Consider the following 14,750-nt stretch of genomic DNA (forward strand, 5'->3'; position numbering starts at 1 on the left):
TCTTGATAACCCGAGGGGATATGGAATACTGATGATTTTGTTTTTAAGTCTGTCTACTTGACAGGGGGCACTTCATTTCTTAGTCGGCCTGTTTATATGGAAGAGTGAAACTTATTTCTGTATGATCGTAATTTCGACATTCGGATCCAAACTTCTTACGATGGATTTAAGTCTGGGCATCTCCAGGATATGAACCCGGTAGACCAGAACTTCCGCACCGATGGAGTCACCGGTAAACGTAGTATCGTCTCCAGGTTCTATCGCTCTGGATTCATACCCCATAATAGCTTTCATGTTATGCCTGATGTCCGCTTCGTATAAGGTGCGAATACGGACCTCCCGTCGGAGTGGAAGGCTTGAGGTAGTAATACGTCCGGTCTCCAGTGCTGTCAGGCAAGCGATGGCAGAATACATTGCCCTTTCCCAGCCAAGCAGCAGTCCTGCCAGTGTCAGTATAAATAGATTGATCGCGACATGGATGTAGGGCAGCCTCAATCGGGTCAACATTTCAGACAACGGCTGAGTTATTTTGGGCATCTGGAGCGTATCCAGGATAACGCCGTAGCGAAGGCCGATTCCGATACCGAGTCCAAGGAAAATACCGCCAATCCCTGCGCTCCCGATCTTGCTGTCTATAAGGGCTGGAACCGGAAAGAACAGGATGGAGCAAATCGAGAAGCTGAGGAGTCCTACCGCTGCAATCCTGACTTTTCTCCTGACCGATTCACGGTAGGCAAGCAAAAGCAAAGGTAAATTTAAGGCAAACACAAACATGCCAGTATGAATTCCTGTCAGATGCGAAGCGAGCGCGGAGATCCCGGTCACGCCGCCTGCAATAATTCCGCCAGGAACAAGAAATAGATCCAATCCGAAGGCTGCTATCAGGCCACCGATAGCAGCCATCACCAATCTCCTGCGGGTACTAACATGTTTGGAGACCACATGTGTATGGTCCGCTGTGCTTATTGGAGCTGGAACCATGGCACTATCCCCCTTTTAACCGTTAACACTTTCGTCCTTTAGCTTCGGTTTAACCGGTTTCTTCTCCCGATGATCTTTAAATTTAAATACTTTATTTAATAAGTTATATACATGTTTGGACTCCTTGGTGAGGAGCGGTCCGAGTATCGCGAGTATTAGGACATACAGGGCTGCAAAGGGCTGAATAAAGGTCGCAAGCCCTCCCGCCTTTCCCATATTTGCGAGAATGATCGAGAATTCACCACGGGATACAATCGTCAGACCGATGTTGGAGGACGCTTTGGAAGATAAACCCGCACTGCGTCCTGCAAGCATCCCTGAAATAAAGTTACCGAGGAGCGTAATGATTACGGCGATAAGTGATAACCACACAGCCCCGCCTAGCTCGGATGGCACAATCGTTAAACCGAAGCTAAAGAAGAATATGGCTCCAAAAAAATCGCGGAAAGGTAAAATCAAATGCTCAATGCGTTCCCGATGCTCCGTCTCAGCCAAAACGAGACCGACAAGTAGGGCGCCGATTGCCTCGGCAACATGAATCGTTTCCGCGAAACCTGCCAGTAAGAACAGAGCGGCAAAGACAACCAAGGCGAATAATTCGTTGGAACGGATGTTTAAAACCCGGTTCAAGAACGGAACGGCTTTTCGACCAACAATAAGGATAAGCAGCATAAATCCGAGGGCAATCACCGCAGATATCAGTACTCCGCCCAGAGATGATGATCCGCTCAATACGAGGCCGGACAGAATAGAGATATATACAGCGAGGAAAACATCCTCGAACATGATAATACCGAGAATCATTTCAGTTTCGGGATTCGCGGTTCTTTTCAGGTCAACCAGCACCTTAGCAACAATAGCGCTTGACGAGATTGTGGTTATTCCTGCGACAATCAGTGTTTCGGCTAGGGGAAATCCAGCAAATATACCAATCATCAGTCCGAGCGTAAAGTTAATCGCTATATAGATACTGCCTCCGACAATGATGGACTTACCTGATTTAATTAATCTTCCGACGGAGAATTCCAAGCCGAGATAGAATAGAAGGAATAGTACGCCAATTCTGCCCATAAAGTCGATGAGCGGTGCACTTTCTATAAAACGAAAATCGAATGTTCCAAAGTGAAAAGCATGAGGACCAACCGCCATCCCCACCAGGATATAGAAAGGGACGACGGAAAAGCGGAGTTTAGCTGATAGCAGCCCCGCTATGGCGATCAAGGCGATCGCTAATCCAACTTCTAAAACCAAATGATCCATCCATCAACCACGTCCGTTCATCAAGATTTGTTTAAAGAGCCGCTGCTGCTGACGTTCACCGACAACGACCAGTGTCGAATCCGGTGTTATCATAACGTCTGGTCCGGGGTTGATATGTTTACTGTTTTTATCAACTCTCGCAATGATGGTTGCACCTGAGGCTTGACGCACGTCCAGATCACCTATCGATTTACCTGCCCCATAATATTGAGGTTCGATGCGGTACCACTCAATAATCAATTCGTCCAAAGCCATATCAATTGTTTCAAGCGCTTTGGGTTTATAGGTTAGACCGCCAACGATCGCGGCAATTTGGCGCGCCTCGTCATCATCCAGGGAAATCATTGAGATGCTTTCATCGGGATCGTCATGCTCATAATGGTACATTTCCCGCCGGCCATCATCATGAATGATGATGACAAGTCTGTCGCCTCCCCGGGTATCAATCATGAATTTTTTACCGATTCCGGGTAAATCCGTTTCGCGTACATGCACAGTTAACCCCTCCTAAATAACACTTAATTTATGGTTTCGCAGATTGGTCAGACAACTTACAAAAAATACACACAGTCAAATAAATCAGCCTTTGCGGATGATTTTTAAACAGTCTTTAATAATCCCAAGCAATGATAATGCACAAGGGATGTCGGATTTATTTTAAGATTTCCAAAAAAATGGGCGATTTAAAGATACCGCAGTCCGTATGACTGCGAAATTGGAAAGGGAATGGTCTCAAACGAATTTTGAGGTGAATTTAATGGGGAATAATAATAAAAGCCGGAGTCGAAGCGGTATAATCGACCGATAGGGCAGACGTGATTTGAGCGTCTGCTGCAGAAGGGCGGCCGACATTATTAAGAACAACAAGGGCAAAGAATTGCCGGTTGCCTTAACTTTGGTAACCATTTGGGAATGCTTCAGAACAGTCGCTTTTAGTAGCAGGCCGTCTTTATACGCAGGCCGCTCATCTAAAGTCTCACTGCTATAATACTCCTGGAAGGGAATGTGGATAGCCAGAGCCGTAACCAACATAAGTACCAGCATTCCTGTGATTCTTGCTGTTTTAAATAAACGCTGCACGGCTTCTGCCCCCTTCGTCCTAAGCTCTTTTTCATCATAACATAAAAATAATCGTTCTCATAACGAGAACGATAAATTATTTTTGAACACTTTTGTAGATCGATTGTTATCGATCTAATAGATGGAGAGCGTTCCGCTATTTTATTTTTTACGAAGTTTATCATTGTTCTCTGCTTCAGGATTTGAATGCGCTTTGTCTTCTTCTCCCAATAGCCCAAGGACAAGGTCATCAAGCTTGTCTGTTGCGGCTTGATCCGGGTGGTCGGGTTCCGGGATAGGGTCCACGCCTGGGAAGCGACCGTCTAGTATGGGTTTCTTATTGCTCATGAGGCATCCTTCCTTTCTGGCAATAGATTGCCACAAAACAATTGGTTATATGTAACGAATAAACATGGGGAGAGGAACTGAAACAATGCACCTTATCACCTGGAAACCATCTTCTTTTTATATAATGCAATTCTTTATAGCAATCTGCTATATAAGAATATGCTAGAATATAGAGAGGAAAATGATGCCAGGGGGTTTTTGTCATGAAGAAAAAAATGATATGCTGCACCATCGCTTTATTGCTTATATCAAGCTCGGTCGTGTCTGCCCATCCGGGAAGAACGGATGCCAGAGGAGGACATACCTGTCGCACCAATTGTGAACGCTGGGGGCTTTCTTATGGCGAGTATCATTATCATAACGGGGGGAGTTCATCAGGCAGCAAGTCGGCTGCATCCGCTCCTAAATCCTCTCAAAAGAGCACAACCAAATCGACTGCCCCGAAGCCTGCGGCTCCGGCTTATACGAAATCCGGCCTTAGCGTATACTTTAACGGCAGCAAGGTGAAGTTTGACAGTGAGCCGTTGGTTTATAACAACATCAATTTGGTGCCGCTGCGTGAAATTGCAGAAGGAATGGGAGCACAAGTTACGTGGAATCGTGACGCTGGCAGTATTGGCGTCCAAAGAGGCAATCATAAAATGACTCTTACGATTGGAAGCAAAACCGTTTATTATAATGGCAAGTCGGAAACGGTTACGGTTGCCCCGAAATTGATCAATGGCGTGACATATGTCCCTATACAGGTATTTGCAAGAGGTCTTGGTGCTGGCATAAATTATTCGGATTATGATAAAACGCTAAGAATTTCATTCGGAGGATAACAACATTACGTTTTTATCTAATTTAGGGAGAGGGGCATTTGCTTGAGTTTCTTTGATAAATTTAAGGCTGGCGTATCTGACGCTGGGAACAAAGCCAAAACGCTGGTCGAGATTAATCGGTTAAAACTGCAAAATAGCGGAAAGAAAAGTGATATTGATGAACAGCTGCTGGAAATCGGCAAGGTTGTATTTGCTGCAACCGAAGCAGGAAATTGGCCGCCTGATCAGGAAAGTATTCAAGATTACGTTGCCAGGATACATCAGTTGAAATTTGAAATTGAACAAAACCTGCTTCATATTGCTAATCTTACTGATGAGAAGGTTTGCAGAAGCTGTGGGAACAGTTCGGCAATCAATGCTAAATTCTGTGCCTCTTGCGGCCAGACTTTCGAAATCATTCAAGTAAAGTCTGACGAGGAGCAGCGTGAAGAAATCCCTCTCTTGGAGAATGGCCAGGACCAAGCCGAACCGAAGTAATAAGATTGGGACTAGCTTGGACATAGATTCGAGAGCGGCCGAGGACAGCGGTAGTGCTATACGTTCATGAGTCGACCGAATTAGATGTCGGGATGAAGGTCTGTACAATGAAGCCGTACCCTGGTTCGAAATAACCAGGGACGGTTTTTTCTCTGTTCTATGTGAAGGGAGCAGCACTTTGTTACAGAATGTTAATAAAGACTCTTATTCATAATATAATCGTTTTATGGAAGGATTTCTTACTAGCTGATGGGAGTGGGGACATATGCCATTGAACAAGTCCTGGAATGATGAGTTTTTTCAACAAAGGCATCGAAAGAGATCAAGGCTGCTTAAAGGTAAAGTTCTATTCCTTCCTGTATGCGCTTTCTTGCTGCTCCTTGCTGCTGGGTGTAATGGACCGGGCCGCATAGAAAATGACCCGCTAAAGAAACCGTCAGAGAGTAATTCAATCAATATCGTCATATCCGGCTTGGGGATGCCCTTCCCGGAAGGCATGGACGAGAACGACAATCCGTATTTGAACTATATCGAGGAGCAAACAGGGCTTGAGATCGGAGTTCAATTACCGCCAACTGAGGTTTATAACGAGAAAATGGATGTGATTATGTCTTCAGGAAACTTACCTGACATGCTCCATACGTATGAGCCGGTCTGGTTCGACAAGTATGTCAAGCAGAAAGCGTTTATGCAGCTGGACGAGTTGATCGATGAATATGGTCCTCATCTTAAAGAGAAAATTCCGGCAGAGGTGTGGGATCGGGTCCGATATGGAGGCAAAATCTATGCGGTTCCGAGCTTGAACGAAGTGACAGGCGCAGAGTTAATGTATGGCCGAAAGGATTGGCTTGATCGACTTGGTTTGGAACCGCCCGAAACGTTGGAGGAATATTACGAAGTCATTCGCGCCTTCACATTGGATGATCCAGACGGTAACGGCTTGCCGGATACGATCGGGCTTACCTTGACATCAAATCTTGGACGGTCCTCTCCCTTCTTCGGTGCTTTCGGTACACAGCGAAATACGTGGTTTGAACGGGATGGACAACTGGTCAACGGCAGCATTCTGCCTGAGACGAAGGAGACCTTGGCGTTCTTTGCCAAGTTGTATCAAGAGAACCTGCTGGATCGGGAGTTTCCGCTGAACCTGCAAAATAATGTATTCGAAAAAATAGAAAACGGCCAGGTGGGGTTATTCTCTGCCGCGTGGTACGACACGAGAGGACCGATCGCGGCCAATATGAGCAAGGATCCGGAGGCGGAATGGATTCCTCTCCCTTATCCTACAGGACCTAAAGGATTCAAAGGGGTGGAAGGGAAGAACATTATCCGCGGTTACAATGTCATTCCCGCCGAATCGGAGAAAGCTGCCCAAGTGATTAAATTTCTGGATTTCATTGCTAGCGATTATAAAACACTGAAGCTTGGCTTTGAGAACGAAATTTGGCGCTGGGAGAATGGAGCCATCGTGACTGACTTTGCTCTTCACGACAAGCATTTATATCGTGGAATATATCAGTCTCTGGTTGATGTGCCGGATCAACAACTATTTAAGCAGCGGCTGGACTCATTAGGCGATTTTAATCTGTATAACAATTTACAGCTGATTCATTCACACATAATTCCCGATGCATTCTACGGAGTACCCACACCAGCGATGACGAAATACAACAAGAAGCTCAAGAACTTGGAAGATGTGTTTACAAAGATCATCATGGGGCTTGAACCTCTGGATGCTTTCGATGATTATGTGAGGACCTGGAAGGAAGAAGGAGGAGATGAAATCACGAAGGAAGTGAATGAGTGGTATTCCAAACAATAATGTTGAATGCCAAGAGAGGGGGGAGCTGAATGCTAGCGGTGATTCGCTGGATTCGGGATCGCTTTTCACAACATATTCAAACTCGCTTAACGGGTTATTTTCTATTGATCTTGCTCCCGCTTGTCATCATCAGCTTGTTTGCGGTGGAAAGGTCCCGCGACATTCTCTATATGCAAGCTGTCGAGAGGACCAAGTTGGCGTTATCCTCGGCGATGAATCAATTTGATCTGGCCCTGCAAAACGTAGAGGAAATTTCAACACTGATTGCTGGTGATCTAGGAATAAATGAATTACTTAACAAGAATAATGTCAATTTTTCACCACAGTCGATCGTCGACTTCTCTGATATTTTGGAGAAGTTATCAAATTACGTATCCGTTAACCGCTTCTTCGTATCCCATATTTCGGTATACCATCAGGCATCGAATATGTTTATATCCACCCACTATGGCGGAAAAAAGCTGACGAGCGAGACGCAGCAGGAATGGCTTGTCGAGGCTGCCCGGCAGAATGGAACAGGGGTCTCCTACGTCATGTCCGACTCCCCGGTAGCAGAAGGCATTACCTTTGGCCAGATGACGAATACGGATAGTATCTCTCTGATTCGGGCCATGGATCTCTCTAACAGTGAGCGGCAGTCGAACCTGTTGATGGTTTCTTTTAATAAAAGCAGGCTGCTAAATATTATCAAGACACTGCTGCCCTCCGAGAATAGCCGGATTACGTTGCTGAATGAAAAAGGCGAAGTGGTGGTGGAGACTGGAAAAGTGTATGAGGAGCACATATCCGACAAGGATATGACTGTAGCGATTGACTCGGATTATTCAGCATGGCGCCTCGCATTGGTTCAGCCCAAAAGTGAGCTGTACAAAGAGACGGACCAGCTTCGCTTATTCACCGTTGCTATTATCGGACTAAGCATCCTGTTGGCTGTCATTATTTCATGGTTGGTTTACAGTGGAATTGCCTCTCCTGTACTGAAATTGTCGCGCGGGATGAAGCGGCTCAGCAGCGGGGAGCTGAATATCCATGTTGATACAAAGCGGAAGGACGAATTCGGTTTTCTCATCCAGTCGTTTAACAAGATGGCGGTTGTCCAGAAGCATTTGATTGAAGATCATTACGAACAACAGCTGCGATTAACGACAACGGAGCTGAAGTTTCTACAATCACAGATCAACCCGCATTTTCTGTACAATACTCTCGATTCCATCTATTGGACAGCCAAAAACTACGATGCTGATGAAATCAGCGAGATGGTGATGAATCTGTCGAAGTTTTTCCGGTTGAGCCTTAACAAGGGCAGGCAGGTCTTCACTATTGAAGAAAGCATAACTCATCTGCATTACTATATCCGGATTCAACAGCTTCGTTTTATGGATAATTTCACGGTGGAGTATCAGATTTCGGACGAGAGCAAGGGAGTTCCGCTGTTGAAGCTCCTGCTTCAGCCATTAGTCGAGAATGCTATAATTCATGGTATGGAAGGCAAGTCTTCTGGAGGAAATCTGATCATTTCCAGCCGAATTGATAGGGGACAAACTGTGATTATCAGCGTACAGGACAATGGTCCAGGAATTGAGGAGGAACGTTTAAGTTATATCCAGCATGAGCTGGAGATGTTGGGCTCCCGCAATATGCCCGCATCCACTCAAGATGAGGAACATGTCAAGGATCTGTTTGGGCTTCGAAATGTGCTGGGCCGAATGAAGCTGTATTATGGCAATGAAGCTCATTTGACACTGCACAGCGTATCAGGCGAGGGCACTACAGTAACCATATCCATTCCGCTGGATCGCTGCAGGGAAGTTAATTTGGCGTAGTGACTTCAAGCGTTTGAAAAAGGGGGATGTAATCGTTTGAATCTGATGATTGTAGAAGATGAACCACGCTTGCGCCTGGCACTGGCTTACAATATCCCATGGGACAAGCATGGGATTGAAGTAGTAGGCATGGCCTCGAATGGTTTAGAGGCACTTGATCTCGTTAGCCGCAAAAGACCGGATATTATGCTAATTGATGTGCAGATGCCAGAAATGGATGGTCTGACGCTCCTGGGTGAGCTTCGGAGCCGAGAAGAAATCAGCCGGTTGATGAAAACGATCATCCTCAGTGGTCATGATAATTTTGAATTCGCACAGCTGGCGCTTGAGTACGGGGTCTCCAAATATTTGTTAAAGCCCGCAGGCGAGGAAGATATTCTCGAGGCCGTACTCGAAGCGAGACAACAGCTTCGCCAGGATTTGGAGCAGTGGCAGCGTAAGGCGGCATTGGAGCAACAGTGGAAGCATAACCTTCCACATCTGCAGAATCTATTTTTTATTCAATGGATGAATGGTAAATTTACGAAACAGGATGTTCTGCGGAAGAGCAGGGAATTATTCATTTCGTTAAAGGAGGACGATCGCATTGCGGTAGCCGTGGTGGATCTGGATCCCCTGCCCGAGGATGAGACGCGGTTTCAGCGAGGGGATGCCGAACTGCTGCAGTTTACGATGCTGTGCCTGGCGAAGGAGCTGTTGGGACATCCCTCCCGCTGGATCACATCGGATTCAGGCAATATGCTGCTGATGGTCATGATTGTCGAGGAGGACCAAGATGCGAATGAGGCGATGCTGCGGTTGAATGCGGATGTGTCCAAGCTGCTCTCCCAAACGAAGGAAGTGCTGAAGCTAACGGCAAGTGCAGGTATCTGTGCTTCCATCGGGACGATTGAAGAAATGAGCTTATTGTACGCACAGGCCTGTCGGGCCCTACAGGAACGTGTTGTTTATGGACATGATCTGGCTATTCCGTATCGTGAGCTGAAACAGGATATGCAAGGCGTCATGGTGCAGCAGAATCTGGAGAAAATGCTGGAGATTGCGCTTGAAACCGCAGATGAAACGAAAGCGCTCGAGGCGTTAAAGGGGTTATGGGAGGAAGCCTTCACCAAGTCTGAGTCCTCGGATGAGTTTCATGAGGCGGTTCTTTATATGAACAGCTTCTTCACCCGTATGATCCAGAAGCAAGGGTGGACAGTAAAAAGAGTCGTTGGCGAGGATATCGAATATTTTCAAAACGTTAAGCTGCTTAGTACCAAAATGCAAACCTGGTCTCTGCTGGAACGCACGGTTAAACATATCGTCTCGTTTATGAGTGAACAGCGAAAAACGACGAGCAACCAGGTCGTTAAGGATATTCTAAATCTGCTCGAAGAGGAGATTGACCAGGAAATTACCCTGCATACAGTAGCAGACCGGCTCTACATCAATTCATCCTATCTCAGCCGGTTATTCAAGCAGGAAATGGGAGTTGTCTTCTCCAGCTATGTGATGGAACGCAAAATGGAGCGAGCCAAAACACTGCTGCAGGAAGGGCAGAAGGTATACGATGCAGCCCGGTTGGTCGGGTACCGCGATGTCAGCTATTTCACAAAGGTGTTCCGGAAGTATTGGGGCGTGAACCCGGGGGAAGTCAAGGGGTGAGCGTTGGGGAAAGGCTGGAGTTGTAAGGTCGCGAACCCCTTCGCTCTTGCCGCTGCGCTGACGTATCGTTCCTCCAATCGCTGTTGTCGCTGAATTTCCTTGAACGAATGTTTATAGGGGAAGAAATTCGGCTCCAAAGGCGACCGCTATCGCTTCTCCGGAATCGATTCGTCCTCTCCGCTCTACCGTGTGGGCCTCCATCCTCCCCCAAGTAGGTGGGGGAGGTGGGAGAACGTAGCGCAGCAGAGCATGCGCAGTTACATAAACCAACCAAAAGAGCCATTCGGGGCATACATCCCGAACGGCTCTTTTGCTTTACCCCCCAACCCCAACCCAGGGCAGGGCGGAAGCCCACCGGGGGTTGAGGCTGGGGGAAGGCCAAGCTCGGCGCAGAGCTTGGCCTCGTTCTGGCGACGAAGCACGGCTATGCCGTTCATCGAATGCCAACAACATGATTGAGTAAGCTTCAACGGAGCAGGCGGAATTGTTCTGGAGAAGCGCCAGCGGTCCCCTTTATCACCGGATTTCCACATTGCTTAATCCATTCAGAGAAATCCGGGGGTAACAGGGATCGGAAGAACAATCCGCATGCGGAGTGATGATCAGCTCTCTTCTTTATAAGGGGTTTTCGAGTGGTTCTAGCAAAGGGTTCCGTCGATAGCATCAGCTGATAAGTCAGCATCATAGGCAGCACCCGCCATCCTCATGACATGCTTGCTGACGCCCTGCCCCAACACAACATCATATTACCATAAATAGTAATGATCCTCGCCTACTCCGTTTTTGCGGTGCGGATTACAATTTAAAAGAACGAAGGAGATTGAATCATTAGAAAGGGGGAGACGAGTCGATGAAACCCACATTAGAACCATCGCCCGCACCACCGCATAGAGAATTGAAACGAAAAAGAGGCTACTGGGGCCGTTTAGGGTCGGATATATGGAAAGAGTGGGATTTATATTTACTGCTCGTACCCGGCATCTTGTTCATTTTACTGTTTAAATACACGCCGATGTACGGGATTACAATCGCATTCAAAGATTTTAACATATTCACCGGATTTGCTGATAGCCCATGGGTGGGATGGAAGAACTTTGAGAAGCTGTTTACGTCGCCGGACTTTGCTCAGGTATTCAAAAATACGGTGATTATCAGCTTTCTGAAAATCGTAATCTTGTTTCCGCTCCCCATCGTGATTGCGCTGATGCTCAATGAGCTGAGGAATATGGCATTTAAGCGAACGGTACAAACCGTAGTATATCTTCCGCACTTCCTGTCTTGGGTTATTGTTGGCGGATTGTTTATCGATCTTCTCTCGACCAACGGAGGCATCGTCAATAAGGTATTGGTATCTCTCGGTATGGAACAGATTGCATTTTTCCTGGATAACAGTGTATTCCGGAGCGTGCTGATTACATCGGCTGGCTGGAAAGAAACAGGCTGGAGCACGATCGTATATTTGGCAGCGTTTACAATGATTGATCCGGCGCTGTACGAAGCGGCAAAGATTGATGGAGCTGGCCGATGGAAGCAGTTGTGGCATATTACATTGCCAGGCATCTCCCCCATTATCATTCTTATGTTTATTCTGCGATTGGGGAATGTGCTGGAAGCAGGGACCGAGCAGATTCTCGTCATGTACAATCCGGTGGTGTACCAAGTGTCAGATGTCATTGGAACTTATGTATACCGGCAAGGTCTGGGCAACCAGGACTACAGCTTCTCGACCGCAGTTGGCTTGTTTGAAGCCGTAATCTCATTCACATTGGTCATCGTAGGGAATTCCCTGAGCAGAAAATACTTACAACGCGGGATTTGGTAAAGAAAGGGTGGGGCAAATGGATCACAAAAAAGCTTTAGAAGGAACAAACACCACCCGGGGTGTCATTAAAACATCATTCTCGGAAAAATGCTTCTCGGTATTCAATTATGTTTTCTTCATCGTCATGGGTTTGACAACACTGCTGCCTTTCTTAAACCTGATTGCCAAATCTTTAAGCAGCGAGAGCGCCGTTATATCTGGACAAGTGGGACTGTTCCCGGTGGGGGTTCAATTCGAGACATATAAATACGTGCTTCAAGACTCCATGTTTTTGAATTCGCTTAAGATATCTGTATTTTTGACAGTGGTCGGAACAGCCTGCAGCCTACTTCTGACCACGCTGACAGCCTATCCGTTATCGAAAAATCGGCTCCGTGGAAGGAAAGGACTTTTGCTGATATTCGTATTCACGATGCTTTTCAGCGGCGGACTCATTCCGACGTACCTGCTGATGCAAAACTTGAATTTGGTGAATTCTTTTCCGGTATTATTTCTTCCGGCTATGGTGAATGTGTACAACATGCTCATTATCAAAAACTATTTTGAGGGCCTTCCGGATGAACTTGAGGAATCCGCCAAGCTGGATGGTGCGGGAAATATTCGGATTCTGGTTTCGGTCATTATACCTTTGTCACTCCCGGTTATGGCAACGATTGGATTGTTCTTTGCAGTTGCTTTCTGGAATGACTATTTTGCAGCGATGATCTATATTACCGATCCGGCAATTAAACCGATGCAGCTGTACTTAAAGGAACTGCTGGTTTCGTCCAGTGGAGACTTCCTGAAGGACAATGTTGATGCAGCGATTAACGCAACGCCTCAGTCCATTCAAGCTTCTTCGATTTTGCTGGCAACGATCCCGATTCTGCTCGTGTATCCATTCTTGCAAAAATACTTTGTAAAAGGTGTCCTGGTAGGCTCGGTTAAAGGTTAGGTCTCATACGAGATTTTGATAAAGGTGGTGATGCGTTTCGTATTGCCCAGGTGGCAGAATTCATTGGATTTTTCAATCATAAGGAGGGTTATCCATGATCAAGATGAAAAGATCTGCAATACTGGCCGGGATTCTCGGATTCACGCTGGCATTATCCGGCTGCGGCGGCGGGGGAGGAAGCGCGACAGAACAACCGGCGGCTCAACCATCGGACACACCGGCAACCACGCCGAAAGATGAGGGGAATGGAGGCAAAACGGCCGACAAACCAAATCTGCGCATGATTATGCAGTACGGATTGTTTGATCCGAAGACAGAATATGTAGCCAAATACATCCAGGAGAGAACTGGATTTAATGTAGAATATGAACTGCTACCGGCAGAGAACGCGGATGAGAAGCTAAACCTTCTTGTATCCGGTAAAAATAATTATGATATCGTGAAATTGAATGCCATGCAGTTTTATAATCTCGCATCCGCAGGAGCCCTGGAGCCAATCGATGAGCTTCTTGAATCTCATGGGAATTATATTAAACAATCCATAAAACAAGAGTCCTTTGGCAGTGCAACGATTGATGGGAAAATCTTTGGTATTCCAGAGACAGGGGCAGGCGTAAGCATCGGTGAGGCATTTGTGGTCAGACAGGATTGGATGGATGAATTAGGCCTGGCTACACCTACAAACACCGATGAGCTTTACAATGTGCTTAAAACAATTAAAGAGAAGAAGAATGTTATTCCACTCACGGTGAGCAATAAAGCCCCTGCTATCTATGGCAACATTGCCGCAACATTTGGCGTTTTCACCGATTGGAAGGAAGTCGATGGTAAGTTGATGCATCGGGCTGAACTGCCTGAAATGAAAGAATATCTTACTTTTATGAACAAACTGTACAAAGAAGGATTGCTTGATACCGAGACTCCGATTAATACCGCTCAGAAATCCATTGAAAAATTTTCGGGTGGTAAAGCTGCGATGTATGAACTGCCTTGGTGGAGCGCCGGGACAACGATTGACGCGCTGACGAAAAATTCCCCGGAAGCAAAAACAACCATTATTCCATACCTGAAGGGCAAAGATGGTAAGGCTGCTATGGGTGTTAAAACGAACACAACTTGGTATGTGGCTATCCTGAAGTCTTCGAAGAACAAGGAAGCTGCCATGGATTTCCTCAATGCGAAGTTGGAGCCTGAGACATTTAAAGGCATAGCGCTTGGTAAGGAAGGCGTTCACCATGAAGTTAAGGATGAGAAATACTATCCGATTCTGCCGATATTTAACGATGAACTGAATAATGCAAGCAACTTCCTAACCGGGGTAGACGAAGAAAAGTATCCGATCTACTGGCAAGCACGTGTACGTAAAGATCCTGTTCTTCAGGCGCATTTCGAAGAGTATCAGAAAAATGCCGAAGGAATTATCGTGGTAGATCCTATGTCGACAGCTCCGCCTATTGATGCCGTGTCCAAAAACCAGCTGAAATTGTCGACTATGCTTGATGATAATGTGCTGCAATTCATCTCCGGAGCGAAACCGATTGATGCCTATGATCAATTCCTTGCTCAATGGAGAGCTGAAGGTGGTACCGAAATGGTAGCTGCCGCGAATGAATGGTTTCAATCTACGAAGTAAGTGATTCAATTTGAAAAAAGCAGTCTGCGTTAGCGGCTGCTTTTTTCAAACTTACATAAAGAGAGGGTGTTGGCTGAATTTCTGGGAAAGTAAAAACACTAAATCTGAGAAGAGAAAGGTGGT

The 14,750-nt window shown here is 46.3% G+C and carries 13 protein-coding genes; 8 read left to right on the forward strand and 5 right to left on the reverse strand.

Annotated features, from left to right (window positions below):
- Positions 1-111: 111 nt before the first annotated feature.
- The 5 genes from AM231_RS03505 to AM231_RS03525 all read right to left on the reverse strand — a co-directional run bounded on the left by AM231_RS03505 (position 112) and on the right by AM231_RS03525 (position 3,648).
- Positions 112-903, reverse strand: coding sequence for a YitT family protein (locus AM231_RS03505; RefSeq protein WP_242615062.1), 792 nt, complete (start codon positions 901-903; stop codon positions 112-114).
- A 93-nt stretch (positions 904-996) separates the two neighbouring features.
- Positions 997-2,241, reverse strand: a complete 1,245-nt coding sequence (locus AM231_RS03510) for a cation:proton antiporter (protein WP_054401355.1) — start codon at positions 2,239-2,241, stop codon at positions 997-999.
- 3 nt (positions 2,242-2,244) lie between these two features.
- Complete coding sequence (locus tag AM231_RS03515; protein ID WP_054401356.1) at positions 2,245-2,736, reverse strand: cation:proton antiporter regulatory subunit; 492 nt, start codon at positions 2,734-2,736, stop codon at positions 2,245-2,247.
- Positions 2,737-2,973: 237 nt separating this feature from the next.
- Positions 2,974-3,321, reverse strand: coding sequence for a hypothetical protein (locus AM231_RS03520; protein ID WP_054401357.1), 348 nt, complete (start codon positions 3,319-3,321; stop codon positions 2,974-2,976).
- A 141-nt stretch (positions 3,322-3,462) separates the two neighbouring features.
- Positions 3,463-3,648: a hypothetical protein gene (locus AM231_RS03525; protein ID WP_054401358.1), complete on the reverse strand. Its 186-nt coding sequence runs from the start codon at positions 3,646-3,648 to the stop codon at positions 3,463-3,465.
- Positions 3,649-3,851: 203 nt separating this feature from the next.
- On the opposite strand from AM231_RS03525, the gene AM231_RS03530 reads away from it, so the two are divergent.
- From AM231_RS03530 to AM231_RS03565, 8 genes are all read left to right on the forward strand, one after another.
- Positions 3,852-4,472: a copper amine oxidase N-terminal domain-containing protein gene (locus tag AM231_RS03530; RefSeq protein WP_054401359.1), complete on the forward strand. Its 621-nt coding sequence runs from the start codon at positions 3,852-3,854 to the stop codon at positions 4,470-4,472.
- Between the two features lie 42 nt (positions 4,473-4,514).
- Positions 4,515-4,949: a hypothetical protein gene (locus tag AM231_RS03535; protein WP_054401360.1), complete on the forward strand. Its 435-nt coding sequence runs from the start codon at positions 4,515-4,517 to the stop codon at positions 4,947-4,949.
- Between the two features lie 265 nt (positions 4,950-5,214).
- Positions 5,215-6,771, forward strand: coding sequence for an extracellular solute-binding protein (locus AM231_RS03540; protein ID WP_054401361.1), 1,557 nt, complete (start codon positions 5,215-5,217; stop codon positions 6,769-6,771).
- 29 nt (positions 6,772-6,800) lie between these two features.
- The gene (locus AM231_RS03545) at positions 6,801-8,594 is read left to right on the forward strand and encodes a sensor histidine kinase (protein WP_054401362.1); all 1,794 of its coding nucleotides are present in this window, start codon (positions 6,801-6,803) and stop codon (positions 8,592-8,594) included.
- 36 nt (positions 8,595-8,630) lie between these two features.
- Positions 8,631-10,238 carry a response regulator transcription factor gene (locus AM231_RS03550; protein WP_054401363.1) on the forward strand — a complete coding sequence of 536 codons (1,608 nt, stop codon included), beginning with the start codon at positions 8,631-8,633 and terminating at the stop codon, positions 10,236-10,238.
- A gap of 850 nt (positions 10,239-11,088) precedes the next feature.
- Positions 11,089-12,060, forward strand: a complete 972-nt coding sequence (locus AM231_RS03555) for an ABC transporter permease (protein WP_054401364.1) — start codon at positions 11,089-11,091, stop codon at positions 12,058-12,060.
- Between the two features lie 16 nt (positions 12,061-12,076).
- Positions 12,077-12,994, forward strand: a complete 918-nt coding sequence (locus AM231_RS03560) for a carbohydrate ABC transporter permease (protein WP_054401365.1) — start codon at positions 12,077-12,079, stop codon at positions 12,992-12,994.
- Between the two features lie 94 nt (positions 12,995-13,088).
- Positions 13,089-14,627 carry an extracellular solute-binding protein gene (locus tag AM231_RS03565; protein ID WP_054401366.1) on the forward strand — a complete coding sequence of 513 codons (1,539 nt, stop codon included), beginning with the start codon at positions 13,089-13,091 and terminating at the stop codon, positions 14,625-14,627.
- Positions 14,628-14,750 lie beyond the last annotated feature (123 nt).

The organism is Paenibacillus solani (assembly GCF_001277345.1).
Classification (GTDB): Bacteria; Bacillota; Bacilli; order Paenibacillales; family Paenibacillaceae; genus Paenibacillus_AQ; species Paenibacillus_AQ solani.

Bases quoted from the DNA above. Each gene is read 5' to 3' on its own strand.
- AM231_RS03540 (WP_054401361.1), top strand. From the start codon at position 5,215: ATGCCATTGAACAAGTCCTGGAATGATGAGTTTTTTCAACAAAGGCAT.
- AM231_RS03555 (WP_054401364.1), top strand. From the start codon at position 11,089: ATGAAACCCACATTAGAACCATCGCCCGCACCACCGCATAGAGAATTG.
- AM231_RS03505 (WP_242615062.1), bottom strand. From the start codon at position 903: ATGGCTGCTATCGGTGGCCTGATAGCAGCCTTCGGATTGGATCTATTT.
- AM231_RS03545 (WP_054401362.1), top strand. From the start codon at position 6,801: ATGCTAGCGGTGATTCGCTGGATTCGGGATCGCTTTTCACAACATATT.
- AM231_RS03565 (WP_054401366.1), top strand. From the start codon at position 13,089: ATGATCAAGATGAAAAGATCTGCAATACTGGCCGGGATTCTCGGATTC.
- AM231_RS03560 (WP_054401365.1), top strand. From the start codon at position 12,077: ATGGATCACAAAAAAGCTTTAGAAGGAACAAACACCACCCGGGGTGTC.
- AM231_RS03530 (WP_054401359.1), top strand. From the start codon at position 3,852: ATGAAGAAAAAAATGATATGCTGCACCATCGCTTTATTGCTTATATCA.
- AM231_RS03525 (WP_054401358.1), bottom strand. From the start codon at position 3,648: ATGAGCAATAAGAAACCCATACTAGACGGTCGCTTCCCAGGCGTGGAC.
- AM231_RS03510 (WP_054401355.1), bottom strand. From the start codon at position 2,241: ATGGATCATTTGGTTTTAGAAGTTGGATTAGCGATCGCCTTGATCGCC.